Below are 20,673 nucleotides of genomic sequence, written 5' to 3'. Positions count from 1 at the left end.
GCCCGCGTGGAATGGAAACGACTGCTTGGCGGCTGCCGTGAGGCAGTGCGCACGATCGATCTGCCGTTGCTGGCCGCGCTGTTGATCCTGATGGCGGCGGGCCTGGCGGTGCTGCACAGCGTGTCCGGCCCGGTGGCCGGGCAGGCGGCGCGTTTTGCCGGTGGCCTGGCCGCGATGTGGCTGCTGTCGCGCGTTTCGCTGCTGCGACTGCGCGCGTGGACCCCTGCGATCTACGCGCTGTCGATGCTGCCGCTGATGGCGGTGTACGTGATCGGCACCGGCAAGTATGGGCAGCGCTGGCTCAATCTCGGCGTGTTCTACCTGCAGCCGTCCGAGCTGCTCAAGCTCAGCCTGCCGCTGATGATGGCCTGGTACCTGCACCGGCAAGCGCTGCCACCGTCGCCGCGCACCGTACTGACCGCCGCCGTGCTGATCGGCGTACCCGCGGTGTTGATCCTGATGCAGCCCAACCTCGGCACCGCCACGCTGGTCACCGCCAGCGGCGTGTTCGCGCTGCTGTTGGCCGGGCTGCACTGGGGCTGGGTAGCGACCGGCGCGACGGGCCTGGCCGTGGCCGCGCCGCTGGCCTGGTTCGGCCTGTTGCGGCAGTACCAGAAGGATCGCGTGCTGACCTTCCTCGACCCGGCGGCCGATCCACTCGGCACCGGCTGGAACATCCTGCAGTCGCGCATCGCGATCGGATCCGGTGGCTGGGACGGGCGTGGCTGGGGGCAGGGCACGCAGGCCACGCTGGATTTCCTGCCCGAGTACACCACGGACTTTGCGTTCTCGGTGCTGGCCGAAGAGTTCGGCTGGATCGGCGTGGCCACCGTGTTCGCGCTGTACCTGTTCGTGGTCGGGCGCTGCCTGTGGATCGCGGTGCATGCGCGCGACACGCACGCGCGGTTGCTGGCCGGCAGCCTGGGGTTGGCATTCTTCGTCTATGTACTGGTGAATGGCGGGATGATTTCCGGGCTGCTGCCGGTGGTGGGCATTCCGATGCCGTTGATCAGCTATGGCGGCACCTCAGCGGTGTCGCTGCTGGCGGGTATCGGGCTGGTGATGGCGGTGCGGGGGCACCGGCCCGTGCACGGTGGATAGGTTTCCAGCCAACGGCGCAGCCCCTCGTGGGTGGGGGATCAGTAGAGTCGACTGTTAGTCGACTTGCGCTTGGCCAGTCGGGCTGGGTACGCGGGGGACGCCGTGAATCCGTCCCTGGAGGCTTGGCAGCCGCATCCATGCGGCTGACACCCCCGCGTACCCAACCCGACCGGCCTCTGACAGATTTTGGCGGTCTGCCACCCACGGAGAAGAAAGAGAAAATCAACAGCGGGTCGCGACGCTGCGCTTGCTCGTGTAGAGCCGAGCCCACGCTCGGCTCCTTTCCGCCGGGTCCGCGAAGCCGAGCATGGGCTCGGCTCTACAAATAGCGACCCGCCAGGCCGCTTTTGCATTTGATCTTCTTTTTCTTCTCCGTGGGTGGGGAACACTCGGAACCTGTCAGCGGCCGGGTGGGTGGGTAGTGCGGGGTGTCCGCGGCATGGATGCCGCGGCCAAGCCCCCAGGGATGGGTTCACGGCGTCCCCGCGCTACCCACCCACCCGGCCAGCCCTCAGCAATCCGGCTTTCAGCGACCCACCCACCCACCCACGAGGGGCTGCGCCGTTGGCTGGAACCTTCCTGACTCTGCGCAACGCCTGTTGTGGAAGCGTTCCCACAACAACGCGAGGACGTCCGCCCACTGACCAAAGTCCGGAAAAATTGTTAATGGGTTCACATTTTTACGCCGCGTTGATCCTGATCAATGGACTTGTCGTAATCGGCCTGCACAATGGCGGCCCGTTCGGCACGGCGCGCCGTCAATCGTTGCAGCGCGAGGGGGCGTCGGGCGGGAGCAGTACTGATCCAACGGATACAAGGAGCGCGGGGCACTGCCACTGGGGAGCGGCAGCCGCGCAGGTATCGACCGGATCCGGTCGCCGGTTGCGTCTGCGGGGATGGGGACGCAACCGGCCACCTCTCTCTGAATGGGGAAGCACGATCACGACGTCTTCACATTTCCCGCTGAACGCGGGCAAATCGTTGTGATTCATGGTGTTAGGGGTTTTAATTCATCCATGACCTGCTAACCTGCGACGATGATTCGACGCACTCTGGCCTGCATGCTCACCCTCGGCCTGGTCGCCTGCGCGACCCAGCCGAAGTCCCCACCGTCTTCGCCCCAGGCCAGCAGTACGCCGCGCCAGCCCGCCACCAAGGCCCATGGGCCGGCCGAAGCTGCACCCGAAGCCACTGCGGCTACCGCGCCGCCGGTCGATCTCACCCCGGTGCCGTTCGAGGTTGCGCGGGCCCGCTTCATTGCCGATACCGCCAAGCGCTATGGCCTGAAGCCGGAGCAGATCAGCAGCGTGCTCGACCAGGCGCAGGTCCGCCAGCCGATCATCGCGGCGATGTCGCGCCCGGCCGAGCGGGTCAAGCCGTGGAACGAATACCGGCCGATGTTCATCAGCAAGGCACGTATCGATGGCGGCCGCGCGTTCCTGGCCGAGCATCGCGCCGAACTGGATCGCGTGCAGCAGCGCACCGGCGTGCCGGCCGAAGTGATCGTGGCGATCATCGGCGTGGAAACCAGCTACGGAAAGAATGCCGGCAGCCATCGCGTGCTCGATGCGCTGTACACGCTGGCGTTCTACTACCCGCGCAGCGGCGATCCGGCCAAGCTGGAACGCGAAGTGCGCCGCGAGCTGTTCTTCCGCGACGAGCTGGCCAAGCTGTTCGAGCTGGGCCGCGAAGAAAAGCTGGACATCACCACGCTCAAGGGCAGTTATGCCGGCGCGATGGGCATGGGCCAGTTCATGCCGTCCAGTTACCTCGATTACGCCGTGGACGGCAACGGCGATGGTCGTCGCGACCTGTTCAACAGCTACGACGACGTGTTCTCGTCCATCGCCAACTACTTCGTGAAGAAGGGCGGCTGGGTGCGTGGTGGCCAGGTTGCCGTACCGGCCACGCTGGCGCCGGGCCGCGAAGAGTTCAACCCCACCGAATGGATGCCCACCTGGTCGCTGGCCGACCTGGCACAGCGCGGCTACCAGCCCAGCGCGCCGGTGCAGCCGGGCGCCACCGCCACGCCAATCACGCTTGAAGGCAGCACCGGCAAGCAGTACTGGCTGGGCTTCCAGAACTACTACGCGATCACCCGCTACAACCTCTCGAAGATGTACGCGATGGCCGTGTTCCAGCTGTCCCAGGCCATCGCCGGACAGGAGCTGCCCCCGGCATGAACATCAGATGGCTGGTCCCGAGCTTGATCGTCCTCGCGCTGGCGGCCTGCAGCAGCGCGCCGAAGAAGCCGGCCACGGCCGGCCATGGTGGCAAGCCCGGCGGCACGCTGGTGCAGGGGCGTGGTTCGCGACCGGCGCACTGCCCTGAAGGTTCGCCGTATGCGGCGGCCAAGGAAGACCTGAGCACCCGCGGCAATTACACCGCCGGTGGCCTGTACAAGCCCGGGGTGAAGGACAGCACGCCCACCTACATTCCCAACGTGGCCTGCATTCCCGAGCCGGAAGTGACCGCCGAGGAGCGCTCGGCGATCGGCAACAAGACGCCGTACGTGGTGCTGGGCAAGTCGTACAACGTGCTTGACGACACCCGCAACTACGTCGAGCGTGGCACCGCGTCGTACTACGGCGCCAAGTTCCATGGCCGCCTGACCTCCAACCGCGAGGTCTACGACATGTACCAGTTCACCGCCGCGCACAAGACGCTGCCGCTGCCCAGCTTCGCCCGCGTGACCAATCTGGACAACGGCGAGTCGGTGATCGTGCGCGTCAATGATCGTGGCCCGTTCCATGATGGCCGCGTGGTCGATCTCAGCTACGCCGCCGCCGTGCGGCTGGGCATCACCCAGCGCGGTACCGGCAACGTCGAGGTGCGCGCGCTGCAGCCGGGTGAGAGCAACCTGATGGCGCAGAAGCCGTCGCGTCGCGAGCGTCGCGCTGCTGAAGCTGCCGCCGCCGTGGCCAGTGCGCGCCCGGTGCCGGCTCCGCGTGCTTCCACCGACAGCGACATCGATCGCCTGGTCAACCGCCTGCCCACCGATGGCGCCCCGGCGCGTGGCCAGCCGGCCACCACCCAGGGCGTGGCCAGCACCGCGCCGGACGTGGCGGTCAGCAGCCTGCCGCCGAGTGCGCCCGTGGTGCGCAACCCCGCGCCGGCCGCGGCCGTTGTCGCCAGCACGGCCCCGCGCACAGTGGCACCGGCACCGGTGCGTGCCGCCCCGGCAGCACCCAGCCTGTCGCAGCAGATGGTCGGCGCGGTGATGGTGCAGGTCGCCAGCTTCTCCAACCGCGACAACGCCAACCGCGCGATGGGCCAGCTCAGTGCCGCCGGCATCGTTGGCGCGACCATCAGCGACATCGCCGCCGGTGGCCGTACCCTGTTCCGCCTGCGCGTTCCTGCCAGCGACCATGCCAGTGCTGCGGAACTTGTCGGTCGCATCGCCGGTCTTGGCCTGGGTTCGCCGCAGATCGTCAAGGATTGATCCGCCCGGGCCGGTGCTGCCGGCCCATGCTCCCCCGGCCTTACAATGGCCGTTACGTTCCACCCTCCATTCCCGGCCGTCCCCTGGAGCCTGCTGTCCAATGAATTTCCGTTCCGCCGCCACCGCCCTGGCCGCCACCCTGGTGGTGGGCCTGGCTTCCGCCCAGACGCCGCTGCCGACTCCGGCCACGCCGGCGCCCGCCGCCGCTGCTGCCGCCCCGGCCACCGTCGCCACTCCGCCGGCCCCGGCGCCGAGCGTGTCCAAGGCCTGGGTGCTGATGGATTACGCCACCGGCCAGGTGCTGGCTGGCGAAAACGCCCATGAGCAGCTGGCCCCGGCCAGCATCACCAAGGTGATGACGTCCTACGTGATCGCCGCCGAGGTCAAGAACGGCAAGGTCCGTGCGGATGACCAGGTGATGATGAGCGAGCGCGCCTGGCGCGAAGGTGGCGCCGGTACCGACGGCAGCTACAGTGGCTTCCCGGTCAACCAGACTGCACGCCTGGAAGACATGGAAAAGGGCATGGCGATCCAGTCCGGCAATGACGCCGCGATTGCCCTGGCCGAACACGTGGCCGGCAGTGAAGAGGCCTTTGCCTCGCTGATGAACAGCTACGCCGCCAAGATCGGCATGAAGGACTCGCACTTCGTCAACGCCCATGGCCTGACCGCGCAGGGCCACCACAGCACCGCCTACGATCTGGCGCTGCTGGGCCGCGCGATGGTGCGCGATTACCCGGAAACCTACGCGTACAACAAGATCAAGGAATTCCAGGTCGGCAACATCAAGCAGCCGAACCGCAACCTGCTGCTGTGGCGCGACGGCAGCGTGGACGGCATCAAGACCGGCCACACCTCGGAGGCCGGCTACTGCCTGATGAGCTCGGCCCAGCGTGGCGACCAGCGCCTGATCGCGGTGGTGCTGGGCGGTGCGTCGGAGAAGCAGCGTGCCGACGACAGCCTGGCCCTGCTGAACTGGGGCTTCCGCTTCTTCGAGACCCATCGCCTGTACGAGCCGGGCAAGGCCGTGGCCGAGCACAAGGTCTGGAAGGGCACCACCGACAAGGTGCAGCTGGGCGTGGCGCAGCCGATGCTGGTCAGCGTGCCGCGCGGCCGCTACAACGACCTGAAGCCGAGCATCGATGTGCCCAAGACCCTGGAAGCCCCGTTCACCGCTGGCCAGCAGATCGGCACCGTGAAGGTCACCCTGGATGGCAAGGTCATCGCCGAGGCACCGCTGGTGGCCGTGGCTGCCGTCGAGCAGGCCGGCTTCTTCAAACGCCTGTGGGACAGCTTCTGGATGTGGTGGGAATCGGAATGATCCACGCCTCTGCGTGGTGAAGAAAAAGGCCGGCGAATGCCGGCCTTTTTCATTTCGGGATGGCGGCTGCGGATGCGGGTAGTGCCGGCCGCTGGCCGGCTCCTCATGAACCCATCCGGATGTGCCACAGCCGGCCAGCGGCCGGCACTACCCATCATCCATTCGACTACAGCGAGCGATTCAAACCGGTGTGCCGGCCAGCGGCCGGCACTACAGCGAGCGGCTGATGGTGAAGCTGCCGAACACCGGCGACTGGCTTTGGCCATTGAACTCGCGGGTGCTGTGGTAGCGCGCCACTGCGAACTTCCAGCGCCCGCGCATCACCGCGATGCCGTAGCCGCCCTGGGCGACCACGTGGCGCTTGTCCACGCTGTGGCTGTTGCGGAAGGTGTTGCCGTCCAGGGTGATGTCGCGGATCACCCATGCCGCGTCGGTGGTCGCAAACAGGTGCCAGGACCAGCCGCTGGGGCGGCCGCCACGGGTCGGCGCGGTGTTCTCGCCGGCCGGGCGCAGCGGCGTGCTGCCGAAGTCGTCGGGCAGCTTCCAGCCGAAGCGCACTTCGCCACCGGCGTTGGCCTTGGTTTCCAGGTTGCCGATCGCACCACCATAGTGGCTGATCGCATCCCAGCCCCAGCCGCCGGCATTGACGCTGGCATCGGCCGGCCAGCGGCGCATGCGCTCGTGGGTCAGCATGAACACCGGCTCGTTGTGCAGCTGGTTGTCCCAACCTTCGAACTTCTTGTCGTTGAGGATGTTGTGCACCGCATCCTGCACCTGCTTGCCCTGTGCCCAGGGCCCGACCACGCCCACGGCCAGCTGGGTGGTCTGCAGGCGGTCGCCGCTGCGTGCGTTGAAACCGAAGCTGGCCAGCAGCACGCCGGCATACGGGCGGTCGTCCTCGATCAGGTCGCGGCGGGTCGGGTCGGTCGGGGTGAAGATGCCCTGGCCGATGCTGAAGATCATGTTCTGCTGCTCGAACTTGCCGGGGTGCAGGCCTTCCAGGTACTGGTTCACCCAGCGCGCCATGCGCGGTAGGCAGGGGTCGTCGGTGTAGTCGACCAGGTTGGGCGAGACCAGGGTCAGCTGCGCGCCGTTGGTGTAGCCCTGGTCCTGGTGGCGGCCACCAAACAGGTCGTTGTCGACGCGGAAATTGATCTGCGGCGGGTGGTCGCGCATCGCGTCCGGGCCACATTGTTCGGCCGCCTGGGCGGCAAGGGGGAGGGTGGCGGCCAGCAGGCCGGACAGCCCGAGGACTGCGACGCTACGCATGGATGGAATGCTCATGGGGAAGGGGGCGGTTGTCTGTCGTTTTATGCAACGACACGGTACGCGTGAGTACGTGACGGAACGAGCGCTTTCCGATCACTTGTCTGTTCCGAAAACAACATTGTCCGGCGGACACAATTCGTTACATGCGTGCGATCGGTGCCATGGCCGGATCCGGCCCGCAGCGTGCCGGTTCCAGTCAGCTGGCGTTTGGCCACCAGAGGGCGCCGCGGCTCCCTGCAACGCAGCGGCTCGCCCGTGCCGCCTTTGACTTTGATGAATACTCTTGGGTTTGTTGCCCTGCGGCCCGATAATGGGTCCATGGAAATCAAGTCCGACAACCCCGACCACGGCTTCCAGTTCCCCGGCCAGTTCGAGCTCAGCGCCATGGGCCCGGCCAACCGCGGCCTGGAACATGAGCTCCCCCGCCTGCTGCTGGCTGCCGGCATCGATGTCGTCAATGAACGCATCAGCTGGAAGCATTCCTCCAACGGCAAGTACGTGTCCGTCCGCATCGTGTTCAAGGCCGAGAGCCGCGAACAGTACGACCTGGCGCACCAGGCGCTGCGCGACCACCCGGAAGTGAAGTGGACGCTGTAGCCGACAGCTGCCCGGCCGACGCCGCCCCGGAAGACCGTGCGCCGCGTCCGGCGGTGGTCCGTGACCTCGGCCGCCAGGCGTACGAGCCGGTGTGGCGCGCCATGCAGCGCTTCACCGACCAGCGCAGCGACACCGATGCCGACGAACTTTGGGTGGTCGAGCACGACCCGGTGTTCACCCTGGGCCAGGCCGGCAAGGACGAGCATGTGCTGGCGCCGGGCGATATCCCGGTGCTGCATGTGGACCGGGGCGGCCAGGTGACCTATCACGGCCCCGGCCAGATCGTGGTCTACCCGTTGCTGCGCCTGCCGCGGCTGGGCATCGGCGTGCGCGACTACGTGTGCCGCATCGAACAGGCCATCATCGATACGCTGGGCGAGTGGAACTTCGGCGCCGAACGCCGCGAGGGCGCCCCGGGCGTCTATGTCGGTGGCGCCAAGATCGCTGCACTCGGCATCCGCGTGCGTCGCGGCTGCACCTTCCATGGCCTGGCCTTCAATGTGGCCATGGACCTGGAACCCTTCCACCGTATCAATCCCTGTGGCTACCAGGGGTTGCAGGTGACCTCGGTGGTAGACTTGGGTGGCCCCTCCGGGATGGAGGCCGTCAAGCCGGTGCTGCTGGACCACCTGGCCCGCCAGTTCGGCCTGCTGCTGCAGCACACCCCCGAACTGCCCGATCTTTCTGCGGCCGCCTGACCGCTCCCCCGGAACTGCCATGACTGAAACCACCGCCCGTTCCATTCCCCTGCAGATCGTGCAGGGCGACTCCCCGTCCGCCGCGCCGTTGCAGGCCGGGGTCAAGCAGCTGGGCGGTGACAAGATCAACCGCTCGCCGGTGCAGTTCGCCGACGCGCCGGTGCTGCGCAAGCCGTCCTGGATCCGCGTGCGCATTCCTTCGGGCAATGCCGTGCAGAACCTGAAGGCCAAGCTGCGCGAGAACCGCCTGGTGACCGTGTGCGAGGAAGCCAGCTGCCCGAACATCCACGAGTGCTTCGGCCACGGCACCGCCACCTTCATGATCCTGGGCGAGGTCTGCACCCGCCGCTGCTCGTTCTGCGACGTGGCCCACGGCCGCCCGAAGCCGCCGGATGCCAACGAACCGGCCAGCCTCGGCCAGACCGTGGCCGACATGGGCCTGAAGTACGTGGTGGTGACCAGCGTCGACCGCGATGACCTGCGCGATGGTGGTGCCCAGCACTTCGTCGACTGCATCACCGCCATCCGCGAGAAGTCGCCGGGCACCCGCATCGAGGTGCTGACCCCGGACTTCCGTGGCAAGGGCCGCATGGAGCGCGCGCTGGAGATCCTGGCGCAGAACCCGCCGGACGTGTTCAACCACAACATCGAAACCGTGCCGGACCTGTACCGCAACGTGCGCCCGGGTGCGGACTACCAGTGGTCGCTGAACCTGCTGAAGAACTTCAAGGCGCAGCACCCGGAGGTGCCGACCAAGAGCGGCATCATGCTGGGCCTGGGCGAAGACTTCGAACAGATCAAGGCCACCATGCGCGACCTGCGAGCGCATGACGTGGACATGATCACCATCGGCCAGTACCTGCAGCCGACCGCGCACCACCACCCGGTGCTGAAGTACTGGACCCCGGAAGACTACAAGGCGCTGGAAGACTACGGCTACGAGCTGGGCTTCAGCCACGTGGCCTCCGGCCCGATGGTGCGCTCGTCGTACCACGCCGACGTACAGGCCAAGGGCGCCGGCGTTTCTTGAAGGTAGGTGCGGACCGTTGGTCCGCACACCTCGCTGCTTGCCGCCGGCCAGCCGGGCATGGGCTCGGCTCTACATGCATTCACAATTTGCTACACCGGCCCCGCTAGGCTGGTTTTCCACCGGATGTGGGCGGGTGACAAACCCGGCAACTTTCGGCACTGTCGTGGTGTCTGAACACCACGCAGTCTCCCCCTTGGCAAGGCGCCTTCGAGCACGTCAATGAAATTCAAAGCCCCCGCATTCCTGATGGCCCTGGCGCTGGTCGCGCCGCTGGCGTTGGCGGCCAAGGCCGACTCGCCCGCATTGCCCGCGGCGGCCACCGCCGACCAGGTGACCACCTCCAAGCTGGTCTACGGCCTGCTGTCCGACAGCCGCTACGCCTACCGCCCGCGCGCGCTGGACGAGGCCACCTCCAAGGACGTGTTCAAGCGCTATCTGGAAACGCTGGACGGCGGCAAGCAGTACTTCACCCAGTCCGACGTGGCGCGCTTCGCGCCGTTCGAGGCCAACATCTCCTCGGCCATCCGTGGCGGCGAGCTGGAGCCGGCGTTCCAGGTGTTCGCCGTCTACAAGCAGCGCGTCGGCGAACGCGTGGCCTATGCGCGCAAGCTGCTCAAGCAGGAGCCGGACTTCACCACCGACGAGCGCTTCGAGTACGACCGCAAGAAGGTGCCGTGGGCGGCCAGCAGCGCCGAACTGGACGAGCTGTGGCGCAAGTCGGTGAAGAACGATTGGCTGCGCCTGAAGCTGGCCGGCAAGAAGCCGGATGACATCCGCAAGACGCTGGACAAGCGATACGCCACGCTGGAAAAGTCGGTCAATGAACTGAAGGGCGAGGACGTCTTCCAGTTCTTCATGAATTCGTACACCAGCGCGGTCGATCCGCACACCGATTACTTCACCCCGCGCACCGCCGAGAACTTCAACCAGGCGATGTCGCTGTCGCTGGAAGGCATCGGCGCGCAGCTGCAGCGCCAGGACGACGTGGTGGTGATCCGCGAGATCATCGCCGGTGGCCCGGCGGCGGTGGACGGCACGCTGAAGCCGGGTGACCGCATCGTCGGCGTTGGCCAGGGCAAGTCCGGCCTGGTCGAGGACGTGATCGGCTGGCGCATCGACGATGTAGTGGCCAAGATCCGCGGCGCCAAGGACACCCAGGTGAAGCTGGAATTCATTCCGGCCGCCGAGGGCGCCGACGGCAAGCACCACACCCTGGTGCTGACCCGGCAGAAGGTGCGCCTGGCCGAACAGGCCGCCAAGGGCGAGACCATGACCATTCCGGCCGCCAATGGTGAGCCGGCGCGCAAGATCGGCGTGATCAAGCTGCCGACCTTCTACCAGGACTTCGAAGGCCGTCGCCGCAATGCCGCCGACTACGCGTCGGCCACCCGCGACGTGGCCAAGCTGCTGGCCGGCTTCAAGAACGACAAGCTGGACGGCGTGGTGCTGGACCTGCGCAACAACGGTGGTGGTTCGCTGGATGAAGCGATCGAACTGACCGGCCTGTTCATCGAACAGGGCCCGGTGGTGCAGGTACGCGAGTCCGGTGGCCGCGTCACCGTCAACAGCGACCGCAACCAGGGCGTGGCGTGGGATGGCCCGCTGGCGGTGCTGATCAATCGTGGTTCGGCCTCGGCCTCGGAAATCTTCGCCGGCGCCATCCAGGACTACGGTCGTGGCCTGGTGATCGGTGAAACCAGCTTCGGCAAGGGCACCGTGCAGAACATCGTCGACCTCGACCGCTGGCCGAGCGGCGAGACCCAGCGCTTCGGCCAGGTCAAGCTGACCATCGCCCAGTTCTTCCGCATCAGCGGCAGCAGCACCCAGCACAAGGGTGTGGTGCCGGACCTGGCCTTCCCGGCCAGCGTCGATGCCACCGAGTTCGGCGAAAGCACCTACGACAACGCACTGCCGTGGACCCGCATCGCCGCCGTGCCGCATACCCAGTACGGCAACTTCGCGCCGCTGCTGCCGAAGCTGGAAATCCGCCACGACACCCGTATCGCCACCGACAAGGAGTTCCAGTGGTGGAACGAGGACGTGCAGCAGTTCCGCACCGAAGCGGCGAAGAAGTACATCTCGCTCAACGAGGCGACCCGTCGCGCTGAACGCGAGCGCCAGGATGCCCAGCGCAAGGAGCGCCAGGTACAGCGCAAGGAGCTGGGCCTGGCCCTGGACCCGCTGGCCGATGACAGCAGCGATGACGGCCTGACCGGCAATGAGCGCGACATCGTCAAGGATGCCGCGCGCGAGAAGGCTGCCGAGAAGCGCCCGGACCCGCTGCTGCGTGAGTCGGCCTCGATCCTGGCCGATGCGGTGAACCTGCTGGCCAATGACCGCCCGCTGTCGGCGCAGGTGCTGCCGCAGTCCACCGGTGCCGGCCGCTGGGCCGACTGAGCCGGCGACGGCACGTGATACCCGAGGGGCCGGCATTGCCGGCCCCTCTTCGTCTGGGGACCTCATTCCGCTAGCGCCGGGCGATGCCCGGCGAGCTGTGTGCATGGCGCGCTTCCGCCGGGCATGGCCCGGCGCTACCGGCGCATGAACCGGGACCAACGTGGGCGGCGTTGTCGACCTGCCGCACACGGTGGCGGGACTACCCTTGGCGGTACCGTCCTCGCAGGAGTACCCATGCGGGCCTGCCGTCTTTCCAGCGTTGCCGTGGCGCTCTCCGGCGCCCTGATCCTGTCGGCCTGTGGTGGCCGTGCCGCCGACAGCACCCTGCTGCGCGAATCCTTCGATTCCGGCGATACCTTCTCGCGCACCGTCGATGGTCGCCCGGGAGATGCGTGCGAGGCTGCGCGGCGCACCCTGCTCAGCCAGGGCTATGCCATCGCCCGTTCCGACGCGGCGCAGGTGGAAGGCAACAAGAATTTCCAGCCGCGCGAGGACGATCACGAGCAGCTGGTGCTGCGTATTTCCTGCGCACCGCGGGGGAACCAGACGCTGGTATTCGTCAGTGCGGTGCAGGATCGCTATGCGTTGAAGAAGAGCCCGACTTCGGCCAGCGTCGGTGTCGGCGCGTTGGGTTCGGTGTCGCTGCCGTTCGGCAGCAATGACGACTCGCTGGTGAAGGTGGCCAGCAGCACGGTCACCGATGCCGACTTCTATCGTCGCTTCTTCCAGCGCCTGCAGCAGTACCTGCCTGCGGACGCTGCCGCGCCCCCGGCGGCGACAACGCCCGAACCCGCAGCAGCAGCCCCCACGGACCAGGGGTGAGTGTGCGGCGTGGCAGGCTGATGGGCGCGGCGCTGCTGCTGGTGCCCGCGCTGGGCGCCGCGTCCACGCCTGTCGACTGCGTGCAGGGCCTGTTGCAGCGATTGGGCTGGCGCTTCGAAGACGCGGCGGTTGCCTTGCCCGAGGTGCAGGGCGGCCCGGTGTGCACGCGTGCCTCGCTGGCGGCGGCGCAGGCAGCTGGTGACCTGCACGTGCGCTGGCCCGTGGATCTGTCGGCTGCCTCGCGCCAGGCCCTGCTGCAACAACTGCTGGACGATCCGGCCACGGTCTGCGCCTACGCCTTTGAGCTGGGTGCGGCCACGCAACGTGCCGCGACTGCACTGCAGGGCAATCCAGGATTCCGTTTCTCTGGCCTGCAGCTGGGCTGGATCGGCTTCGGCCTGCACGGCGCACAGGCGCAAGGCTGGCAGCGCACACGCAGTTTCGGCCGCGGCTATGTGCCCAGCGCAGGCAACAGTCGCGCGTTGCAGGCGTTCTACAGCGGCCGCGTGCGCGCCGAATGCGGAGTAGGCCGCCAGGTCGCGCAGCTGGCGACCCAGCGCGAACTGTATGGCGATGCTGCGTTCGATGCGGAATTCAATCCCGCCGAACTGTCGATCGGCACGTTCCTGGCGCTGCATGACACCGACAGCATCCTGCTGGGTGCGGGTGCAGGAGACTTCTTCGCCGATGGCAAGGCGGTGCGCACGTCGGCGATGGGGCGACAGGCGTTCGTTGGCGTGCCCGGTTTCATCGAGCATGTGTACGACGCGGGCACGCTGGATGACCTGAGCAATCAGGCCGAGAACTTCGTGGTGGTGTCGGTGGGCGAGGAGGCCGCGCAGGCGTTGGCCGCGCACGGCGGCCTGGCCTGGTACGACCAGCGCAATGCCGAGCTGTGGCGGCTGGCGCAGGGCATTCCGCGTGTTGGCCTGCGCTATTTCGAGCGCTTGCTGTTCGAGCGCGATGCGCAGCTGCGCGCGGCACTGGCACCGCGTTACCGCGACACGCTGGCACGCATGGACCAGCTGCTGGACGATCCGTTCTACCAGCAGTTCGTGATCTATGTGCACCCGCGCGGTATACGTCCCATCGGCTACCACATCGCCCGCCTGCTCGACCGCAACCCGCGAACCCCGTTTTCGATCGACCTGGCAGTGCACAATCTGCATACCACGCTCTACCGGCGTTGGCGCGAGGCGCAGCTGCGCCACTGCGCGGCTACCGGCAGGCCAGGCAGCCTGACCCTAGACCCCAACTGAAGGTGAAACAATGGATATTGCAATGATCGGCCTCGGCCGCATGGGCGCCAACATGGCCCAGCGCCTGCATCGCGGCGGCCACCGCGTGGTCGGCTACGACCCGGGCGAAGGCGCCCGCCAGCGCGCCGCCGAGGCCGGCCTGGAGGTGGTTGATTCGCTGGCCGCCGCGGTTGCCGCGCTGCCGGTGCCGCGCGTGGTGTGGCTGATGGTGCCGGCCGGCGAAACCGTCGACCAGACCCTGGGCCAGCTGACCCCGCACCTGGCCGAAGGTGACATCGTCATCGACGGCGGCAACTCCAACTACCAGGACTCGATCCGCCGCGCCAAGGCGCTGGCCGAGGATGACCTGGGCTACGTGGACTGCGGCACCAGTGGTGGCGTGTGGGGCCTGCAGGAAGGCTACAGCCTGATGGTCGGTGGCGAAGCGTCGGTGGTGGAGCAGATCGCACCGCTGCTGCGCACGCTGGCACCGGCCGAAGATCGCGGCTGGGCACGTGTCGGTCCGTCTGGCGCCGGCCACTTCACCAAGATGGTCCACAACGGCATCGAGTACGGAATGATGCAGGCCTACGCCGAAGGTTTCGCGCTGATGGAGCGCAAGCAGGAGATGGAGCTGGACCTGGCCCAGGTGGCCGAGGTGTGGCGCCACGGCAGCGTGGTGCGTTCCTGGCTGCTGGACCTGAGCACCGAAGCACTCAAGCGGAATCCTTCGCTGGATGGCATCGCACCGTATGTCGAGGATTCCGGCGAAGGCCGCTGGACCGTGGCCGAAGCGATCGCACTGGATGTACCGGCGCCGGTGATCACCCTGTCGCTGCTGGAACGCCTGCGCTCGCGTGAATCCAATTCGTTCACCGACCGCCTGTTGTCGGCGATGCGCAACGAGTTCGGCGGGCACGCCATCAAGAAGTCGTAATCACCGATTGGCGTAGATCCACGCATGGCGTGGATCTACGTGTCGACCAAGGTCGACACCCACCAGGAGCAGGTCATGTCATTTCGACAGATCGCAGGAATCTGTCGAAGGCGGCCCCCCCCCCCGCCATCCGCGGAATGCCCGCTTTTGATGTTGACGTTGTCGTTGCCTCGGCAGGTGCAGGGCGCAGCCCTGCCGATCACCCCAACCGCACCCGCCGCCCCTCGCGCGAACTCTCAATCCCCGCCTGCAGCAACCGCATCAGCTGCAATGCCTGCACCGGACTGACCGTGGCCTCGCCATCGCCATGCATCGCCGCAGCGAACTGCGCATACAACCGCCGGTAGTCACCGGGCAGATTGTCGACGGTGCTGCGCTGCACGTTGTCCTCGGCATCACAGCGCACCAGCTCGCCATGCCGCGGGTCGATGCCCCAGCCGGGCGCACCGGGTGCAACACCACGGCGCAGCTGCGCTTCCTGCACATCCACGCCATGCTTGATCCAACTGGCCTTGCTGCCATGCACGCTGAAGCGTGGTGTGGGCGCTGCCACCAGAGAACCGGAATGCACGATCGCGCGATGCCGTGGGTAGTGCAGCACGGCGTGGAAGTAATCGATGCCGCTGCCGCCATCGCGCTGCACGGCCAGATCCGCATCGATCGCTTCGGGCCAGCCGAACAGCAGCAGCATCTGGTCCAGCAGGTGCGGACCCAGGTCGTACCACAGGCCACTGCCGGGACCGTCCTGTTCGCGCCAGCGGTCGCGCACCTGTGGACGGTAGCGATCGAAGTGCGCATGGCACTCGGCAATGTCGCCGAGCGTCCCGTCCGCAAGCAGCGCCTGCAGCGTGAGGAAGTCGGCATCGAAGCGCCGGTTCTGGAACACGGTGGCGGTGCGTCCGGCATCGCGTGCCGCAGCCAGTACCGTTTCCGCTTCGGCCACGTCCAGCGCGAACGGCTTGTCGACCAGCACATGCTTGCCCGCAGCCAGTGCTGCGATCGCCAGCGGCGCATGCTGTTCATTCGGCGTGGCGATCACTACGGCATCCACGGCCGGATCGTCGAACACCTCCTGCGGCGTGGCACGCACGTGCACGTCGCTGAACGCGCGCAGCAACGTGTCGCGCTGCGAACTGACGATGCTGTGCAGCGCCAGGCCGGGTGTGTGCTGGATCAGTGGTGCGTGGAAGACACGGCCGGCGAGGCCGTAGCCGATCAGGGCCAGTTGCAGGTCGGGGCGCATGACAGAGCTCCGGCAGTGGGAAGGGCAGGGTAAACGACGCGGGGTCACGCGCCAAAGCTGAACGGTTGTCGTTGCAGATGCCCCGATTCACGGCGGCATGACCGCAACGCCACGCCTGCTCTACGTCGGTTTGTCCAGACTGGCAGCACATTCCGAAGGAGTACGACACGATGAGCAATACGACCCGCACGCTGATTGCCTCCGCCCTGACGCTGGGCCTGGCGCTGTCCTCCTCGGCCGCATTCGCCAAGGATCCGGCCGCAAAGAGCCCGCCGACCAGCGCGCATCCGGCGACCCATGCTGATCGCCACGATTCCAACGAGCCGGTGACCGATACCTGGATCACCACCAAGGTGAAGGCCGACCTGCTCGCCAGCAGCAACGTTCCGGGTACCGAGATCAAGGTGGAAACCGTGAACGGCGTGGTCAGCCTGAGCGGTGCCGTGGCCACCCAGGCCGAGAAGGACAAGGCGGTCACCACCGCCAAGGGCATCAAGGGCGTGACCCGCGTCGATGCCGCCGCATTGAAGGTCAGCGCTGCTGCCAAGCGCTGACCCCGGTGGGCGCCCCAAGCGGGGCGTCCGCTGCTATGTAGAGCCGAAGCCCATGCTCGGCTGCCTTTGGGTTCCAGCTGAGCGTGGGCTCGGCTCTACAGGTGTGATTGCCAACCCGTTCAGCCAACCGGGCCGGAACGCCCGCCAGTGTGACCGCCTGCGCTATATTGCCGGTTCCGCCGCAGCCGGGCAGCTCCCGGCCAATGCTCCGCGGCCGTGCTGAAGAGGAACTATGGCGCTGGTTTTCAGTGACGACATCTGGGACCGCTGGCGGTTGCCGGCCCTGGCGCTGGCGGCCGCCGCGATCATCGTGGTGCCGTGGTTGACCCTGCGCAAACTGCAGCAGGACAACGAACAGGCGATGGCCTGGGTCAACCATACCCAGGCCGTCGGTGTGGCCCTGCAACAGCTGCAGGCCGATGTGCGTGATGTCGAATCGGCGGCGCTGACCCTGTCAAAGGGAGTGGACGCACCGGGCCTGCGCGAGCGCATGGCCAAGGCCAACGACATCCCCGGGCGCCTGGCCGAGCTGGGCCGGATGACCCGCGACAATCCCGACCAGCTGATCCGGATCGGCCGCATCGAATCGATGCTGGAAGGGCGCATGGCACTTGCCCGTGAGCTCGCGAAATCCGAGCCCAACAGCGATCAGCGCGAGCTGGTCCAGGACCTCAGCACGCGCTACCCGATCCGTGGACTGGTTGAAGAACTGCAGGCCAGCGAGCAGAAACTGCTGACATTGCGTGCCGAGCAGGCCGCGCGCCAGCGCAGGCAGACCGAGCTGGTGTCGTGGAGTTCGCTGGTGGTGCAGCTGGCACTGCTTGGCCTCGTGCTGTGGCTGCTGCAGCGACAGATCGGCCGCCGCCTGCATGCCGAGCGGCAATCGCTGCGCTCCGCCGCACGTGCGGCCTCGGTGCTGCAGACCGTGCGCGAGCCCATCGTGCTGCTCGACCGCGATCTGCGCGTGCAGTTGCACAATCCGGCCTTCGCCGAGCTGTACGGGCTGCAGGACGAACGTGCCGATGGCCTGCTGCTGGAAACGGTCGGCGACGGCGCCTGGAAGGACAACGTGGTGCGCCAGCGCCTGTCCGACGTGCTGCTGCGCGGCCGCGAGCTGTGGGATTTCGAGCACGAACAGCGCACCGCCGATGGCATGGCGCGTTACATGCTGCTCAATGCGCGGCGCATGCCGTTGCCGGATACCGATGACGAAGTCGTGCTTCTTACCATCAGCGATGTCACGGTGCAGCGCGCCGTGCAGATGCGCGTGGAAGAGCTGAACCGCCAGTTGGAGGGCAAGGTTGCCCAGGTATCCGAAGTCAACCGCGAGCTGGAAGCCTTCAGCTACTCGGTTTCGCACGATCTGCGCGCACCGTTGCGCCACGTTGCTGGTTTCTCCGACAAGCTGTCGCGTCACCTCGGTGACGGCGCCGACGACAAGAGCCGTCATTACCTGGAGGTGATCTCCAGTTCAGCGCGGCGCATGGCGGCCCTGATCGACGACCTGCTGGTCTACTCGCGGCTGGGCCGCGTGGCGATGCGCCAGCAGGCAGTGGACATGCAGTCGCTGGTGGCCGATACCCGCGCCATGCTCGATTCCAACCTGCAGGCCGAAGCCGAGAGCAGCGGCCATGCGCACCAGGTGGAGTGGAGCATCGCGCCGTTGCCGATCGTGGTGGCCGACGAGAACATGATCCGCCAACTCTGGCTGAACCTGCTCGGCAACGCCGTGAAGTACTCGGGCAACCGCGAGCCGGCGAAGATCCGCGTGGACTACCAGGCGCAGCCCGATGGCGGTCATCAGTTCACGGTCAGCGACAATGGCGCAGGCTTTGACATGGCCTACGCCGGGAAACTGTTCGGCGTGTTCCAGCGCCTGCACAAGGCCAGCGACTACCCGGGCACCGGTATCGGCCTGGCCAGCGTGCGCCGCGTGCTGACCCGCCATGGCGGCCGTATCTGGGCCGAGGCCGAACCGGACGTCGGCGCCACCTTCCACTTCTACCTGCCTCCCGCGATCGACGCGGACAAACAAGGTCCCTCTGCATGACGACTCTGCGCACCATTCTTCTTGCCGAAGACAGCCCGGCCGATGCCGAGATGGCGATCGATGCCCTGGAAGAGGCGCGTCTGGCCAACCCCATCGTGCACGTCGAGGATGGCGTGGAAGTGATGGACTACCTGCTGCGCCGCGGCGCCTTCGCCAACCGTGAGGAAGGCCTGCCGGCGGTGCTGCTGCTGGACATCAAGATGCCGCGCATGGATGGCCTGGAAGTGCTGCGGCAGATCCGCGAGCACGAAGAGCTCAAGCGCCTGCCGGTGGTGATCCTGTCGTCCTCACGCGAGGAAAGCGATCTGGCCCGGAGCTGGGACATGGGCGTGAACGCCTACGTGGTCAAGCCGGTGGACGTGGACCAGTTCTTCGGCGCGGTGCAGACCCTGGGCAAGTTCTGGGCGTTGATCAACCAGGCACCGGAACTCGAGTGAGCCCATGCCCCTGACCGGTCCCGCCCTGGGGGCGCTGCGCATCCTGCTGGTGGAGGACTCACCGGAAGATGCCGAGCTGATGTCCGAACAGATGCTCGATGCGGGCCTGGAGGCCCGCTTCGAGCGTGTCGAGAGCGAGGCGGAACTGCGCCAGGCACTGGCCGCGTTCCAGCCGGATATCGTGCTGTCCGACCTGAGCATGCCGGGGTTCTCCGGTGACGATGCGCTGCGCATCGTGCGTGAGACCTCGCCGGAAGTGCCCTTCATCTTCGTCTCCGGCACCATGGGTGAGGAGAACGCGGTGGCGGCGCTGCAGAAGGGGGCCAATGACTACATCATCAAGCATCTGCCGGCGCGCCTGCCGTCGGCAGTGGCGCGTGCGATCCGCGATGCACGCAGCGCGATCGAGCGTGCACGGGTGGAAACCGAGCTGATGCGTGCACAGCGCCTGGAAAGCCTGTCGCTGCTCGCGGCTGGCCTCAGCCACGACCTGCGCAACATTCTGCAGCCGTTGCTGATCATGCCGGACCTGCTGAAGGCGCGTACCGACGATCCGCAGCTGCACCACCTGGCCGATGTCATCGCCGAGTGCGGTCGCCGTGGTCATGAGATGGCCGAATCGATGCTGTCGTTCGTGCGCGGCTCGCGCAAGCCGAGCGAGCGCATCGAGATCGATGGCCTGTTCGATGCGGTGGCACTGCTGTTGCGCAGCAACGTGCCCGACGCCGTGCGCCTGGAACTGCAGGTGCAGGACGAAGGCCTGGTGGTCGATGCCAATTACACCGAACTCCAGCAGGTGATGCTGAACCTGGCGCTCAATGCGATCCAGGCGATGCCCAATGGCGGCCGCCTGAGCCTGACCGCCAGCCATGCAGGCCAGCGCGATGGCGTGGACTGGATGCATATCCGCGTGGCCGACGAAGGCATCGGCATGGATGCGGACACGCTGTCGCACCTGTTCAATCCGTTCTTCACCACCAAGGCCGACGGCACCGGGCTGGGGCTGATTTCCTGCAAGCGCATCGTCGAAGGTGCCGGCGGCAGCATTCATGTCAGCAGCCAGCCGGGGCAGGGCACCTGCTTCGAACTGCGCCTGCCGATGCACGAAGCCGTCGACGGCAGCGAGCCCATCGAGCAGCTGGTGGCACTGGGCAGTGGCCAGTCGATCCTGGTGGTCGATGGCGAGGCCACCCGTCTTTCGCTGTTGGGCAATGCGCTGTCCAGCCAGGGCTACCAGCTGCAGCTGGCGTCCGACGGCCCGGCCGCGCTGCGCTGGATGCAGCAGGAGGCGATGCCTGCGCTGGTGATCGCCGATGCCGGCTCCAAGCTGCTGCCGGCCAGCCAGCTGCTGGGCGAGATGGCCACGCTGGGCTATCGCGGCCCGGCTCTGGTACTGGAGGATCCTGCAGTGCCGGTCGCGGCCGATGCATTCCCGGATGGCGTGGAGGTGCATGTGCTGCACAAGCCGCTGCAGATGCAGCAGGTGTTCCGCGCGGTGGCCGAAGCGCTGGGCTGAGTCCGCGTCGCCGGGCATGGC

At 67.0% G+C, this 20,673-nt stretch carries 17 protein-coding genes; 15 read left to right on the top strand and 2 right to left on the bottom strand.

Annotated features, from left to right (window positions below; all coding sequences use genetic code 11):
* Window positions 1-6: 6 nt before the first annotated feature.
* From rodA to QP552_RS17815, 4 genes are all read left to right on the top strand, one after another.
* Complete coding sequence (gene rodA, locus QP552_RS17830; protein WP_106550466.1) at window positions 7-1,101, top strand: rod shape-determining protein RodA; 1,095 nt, start codon at window positions 7-9, stop codon at window positions 1,099-1,101.
* A gap of 1,037 nt (window positions 1,102-2,138) precedes the next feature.
* Entirely contained in the window at window positions 2,139-3,284 is a 1,146-nt protein-coding gene (mltB, locus tag QP552_RS17825; RefSeq protein WP_286074207.1) for a lytic murein transglycosylase B, read from the top strand.
* Window positions 3,281-4,543, top strand: a complete 1,263-nt coding sequence (locus QP552_RS17820; protein WP_286074206.1) for a septal ring lytic transglycosylase RlpA family protein — start codon at window positions 3,281-3,283, stop codon at window positions 4,541-4,543. Before mltB ends, QP552_RS17820 begins: the two co-directional genes overlap by 4 nt.
* 100 nt (window positions 4,544-4,643) lie before the next feature.
* The gene (locus tag QP552_RS17815; RefSeq protein WP_286074204.1) at window positions 4,644-5,864 is read left to right on the top strand and encodes a D-alanyl-D-alanine carboxypeptidase family protein; all 1,221 of its coding nucleotides are present in this window, start codon (window positions 4,644-4,646) and stop codon (window positions 5,862-5,864) included.
* Window positions 5,865-6,074: 210 nt separating this feature from the next.
* Here the strand turns inward: QP552_RS17815 and QP552_RS17810 are convergent, their stop codons facing one another.
* A complete protein-coding gene (locus tag QP552_RS17810; RefSeq protein WP_181358217.1) occupies window positions 6,075-7,133 on the bottom strand; it encodes a lipid A deacylase LpxR family protein in 1,059 nt (352 codons plus the stop codon).
* A gap of 318 nt (window positions 7,134-7,451) precedes the next feature.
* On the opposite strand from QP552_RS17810, the gene QP552_RS17805 reads away from it, so the two are divergent.
* From QP552_RS17805 to gnd, 7 genes are all read left to right on the top strand, one after another.
* A complete protein-coding gene (locus QP552_RS17805) occupies window positions 7,452-7,730 on the top strand; it encodes a YbeD family protein (protein WP_005411067.1) in 279 nt (92 codons plus the stop codon).
* Window positions 7,718-8,428 carry a lipoyl(octanoyl) transferase LipB gene (gene lipB, locus QP552_RS17800; protein WP_286074203.1) on the top strand — a complete coding sequence of 237 codons (711 nt, stop codon included), beginning with the start codon at window positions 7,718-7,720 and terminating at the stop codon, window positions 8,426-8,428. Before QP552_RS17805 ends, lipB begins: the two co-directional genes overlap by 13 nt.
* A gap of 19 nt (window positions 8,429-8,447) precedes the next feature.
* On the top strand, window positions 8,448-9,458 hold the full coding sequence (gene lipA, locus QP552_RS17795) for a lipoyl synthase (protein WP_106550175.1): 1,011 nt from the start codon (window positions 8,448-8,450) through the stop codon (window positions 9,456-9,458).
* Window positions 9,459-9,677: 219 nt separating this feature from the next.
* Window positions 9,678-11,855, top strand: a complete 2,178-nt coding sequence (locus tag QP552_RS17790) for a carboxy terminal-processing peptidase (RefSeq protein WP_286074202.1) — start codon at window positions 9,678-9,680, stop codon at window positions 11,853-11,855.
* A gap of 234 nt (window positions 11,856-12,089) precedes the next feature.
* On the top strand, window positions 12,090-12,677 hold the full coding sequence (locus tag QP552_RS17785) for a DUF2242 domain-containing protein (protein ID WP_286074201.1): 588 nt from the start codon (window positions 12,090-12,092) through the stop codon (window positions 12,675-12,677).
* Between the two features lie 20 nt (window positions 12,678-12,697).
* The gene (locus QP552_RS17780; RefSeq protein WP_286075945.1) at window positions 12,698-13,936 is read left to right on the top strand and encodes a hypothetical protein; all 1,239 of its coding nucleotides are present in this window, start codon (window positions 12,698-12,700) and stop codon (window positions 13,934-13,936) included.
* 10 nt (window positions 13,937-13,946) lie between these two features.
* The gene (gnd, locus tag QP552_RS17775) at window positions 13,947-14,852 is read left to right on the top strand and encodes a phosphogluconate dehydrogenase (NAD(+)-dependent, decarboxylating) (protein ID WP_006470430.1); all 906 of its coding nucleotides are present in this window, start codon (window positions 13,947-13,949) and stop codon (window positions 14,850-14,852) included.
* 199 nt (window positions 14,853-15,051) lie between these two features.
* On the opposite strand, the gene QP552_RS17770 is transcribed toward gnd, so the two are convergent.
* Window positions 15,052-16,095 (bottom strand): oxidoreductase, encoded by a 1,044-nt coding sequence (locus QP552_RS17770; RefSeq protein ID WP_286074200.1) that lies wholly within the window; start codon window positions 16,093-16,095, stop codon window positions 15,052-15,054.
* Window positions 16,096-16,265: 170 nt separating this feature from the next.
* Here QP552_RS17770 and QP552_RS17765 point away from each other — a divergent pair, with 170 nt between their 5' ends.
* The 4 genes from QP552_RS17765 (at window position 16,266) to QP552_RS17750 (ending at window position 20,652) form a co-directional block, all read left to right on the top strand.
* The gene (locus QP552_RS17765; RefSeq protein ID WP_049429380.1) at window positions 16,266-16,649 is read left to right on the top strand and encodes a BON domain-containing protein; all 384 of its coding nucleotides are present in this window, start codon (window positions 16,266-16,268) and stop codon (window positions 16,647-16,649) included.
* 232 nt (window positions 16,650-16,881) lie between these two features.
* Window positions 16,882-18,699: an ATP-binding protein gene (locus QP552_RS17760; protein ID WP_111112854.1), complete on the top strand. Its 1,818-nt coding sequence runs from the start codon at window positions 16,882-16,884 to the stop codon at window positions 18,697-18,699.
* Complete coding sequence (locus QP552_RS17755; RefSeq protein ID WP_005411057.1) at window positions 18,696-19,136, top strand: response regulator; 441 nt, start codon at window positions 18,696-18,698, stop codon at window positions 19,134-19,136. Before QP552_RS17760 ends, QP552_RS17755 begins: the two co-directional genes overlap by 4 nt.
* A 4-nt stretch (window positions 19,137-19,140) precedes the next feature.
* Window positions 19,141-20,652 carry a hybrid sensor histidine kinase/response regulator gene (locus tag QP552_RS17750; RefSeq protein ID WP_106550169.1) on the top strand — a complete coding sequence of 504 codons (1,512 nt, stop codon included), beginning with the start codon at window positions 19,141-19,143 and terminating at the stop codon, window positions 20,650-20,652.
* Window positions 20,653-20,673 lie beyond the last annotated feature (21 nt).

This window comes from Stenotrophomonas sp. 59 (genome assembly GCF_030291095.1).
GTDB classification, from domain to species: Bacteria; Pseudomonadota; Gammaproteobacteria; order Xanthomonadales; family Xanthomonadaceae; genus Stenotrophomonas; species Stenotrophomonas maltophilia_Q.
The sequence above is the reverse complement of the archived record's forward strand: the minus strand, read 5'-3'. Positions and strand labels throughout refer to the sequence as shown.

Coding starts and splice junctions, on each gene's coding strand:
- mltB (WP_286074207.1), top strand. CDS start 2,139: ATGATTCGACGCACTCTGGCCTGCATGCTCACCCTCGGCCTGGTCGCC.
- QP552_RS17820 (WP_286074206.1), top strand. CDS start 3,281: ATGAACATCAGATGGCTGGTCCCGAGCTTGATCGTCCTCGCGCTGGCG.
- QP552_RS17815 (WP_286074204.1), top strand. CDS start 4,644: ATGAATTTCCGTTCCGCCGCCACCGCCCTGGCCGCCACCCTGGTGGTG.
- QP552_RS17810 (WP_181358217.1), bottom strand. CDS start 7,133: ATGCGTAGCGTCGCAGTCCTCGGGCTGTCCGGCCTGCTGGCCGCCACC.
- QP552_RS17805 (WP_005411067.1), top strand. CDS start 7,452: ATGGAAATCAAGTCCGACAACCCCGACCACGGCTTCCAGTTCCCCGGC.
- lipA (WP_106550175.1), top strand. CDS start 8,448: ATGACTGAAACCACCGCCCGTTCCATTCCCCTGCAGATCGTGCAGGGC.
- QP552_RS17790 (WP_286074202.1), top strand. CDS start 9,678: ATGAAATTCAAAGCCCCCGCATTCCTGATGGCCCTGGCGCTGGTCGCG.
- QP552_RS17785 (WP_286074201.1), top strand. CDS start 12,090: ATGCGGGCCTGCCGTCTTTCCAGCGTTGCCGTGGCGCTCTCCGGCGCC.
- QP552_RS17780 (WP_286075945.1), top strand. CDS start 12,698: ATGGGCGCGGCGCTGCTGCTGGTGCCCGCGCTGGGCGCCGCGTCCACG.
- gnd (WP_006470430.1), top strand. CDS start 13,947: ATGGATATTGCAATGATCGGCCTCGGCCGCATGGGCGCCAACATGGCC.
- QP552_RS17770 (WP_286074200.1), bottom strand. CDS start 16,095: ATGCGCCCCGACCTGCAACTGGCCCTGATCGGCTACGGCCTCGCCGGC.
- QP552_RS17765 (WP_049429380.1), top strand. CDS start 16,266: ATGAGCAATACGACCCGCACGCTGATTGCCTCCGCCCTGACGCTGGGC.
- QP552_RS17760 (WP_111112854.1), top strand. CDS start 16,882: ATGGCGCTGGTTTTCAGTGACGACATCTGGGACCGCTGGCGGTTGCCG.
- QP552_RS17755 (WP_005411057.1), top strand. CDS start 18,696: ATGACGACTCTGCGCACCATTCTTCTTGCCGAAGACAGCCCGGCCGAT.
- QP552_RS17750 (WP_106550169.1), top strand. CDS start 19,141: ATGCCCCTGACCGGTCCCGCCCTGGGGGCGCTGCGCATCCTGCTGGTG.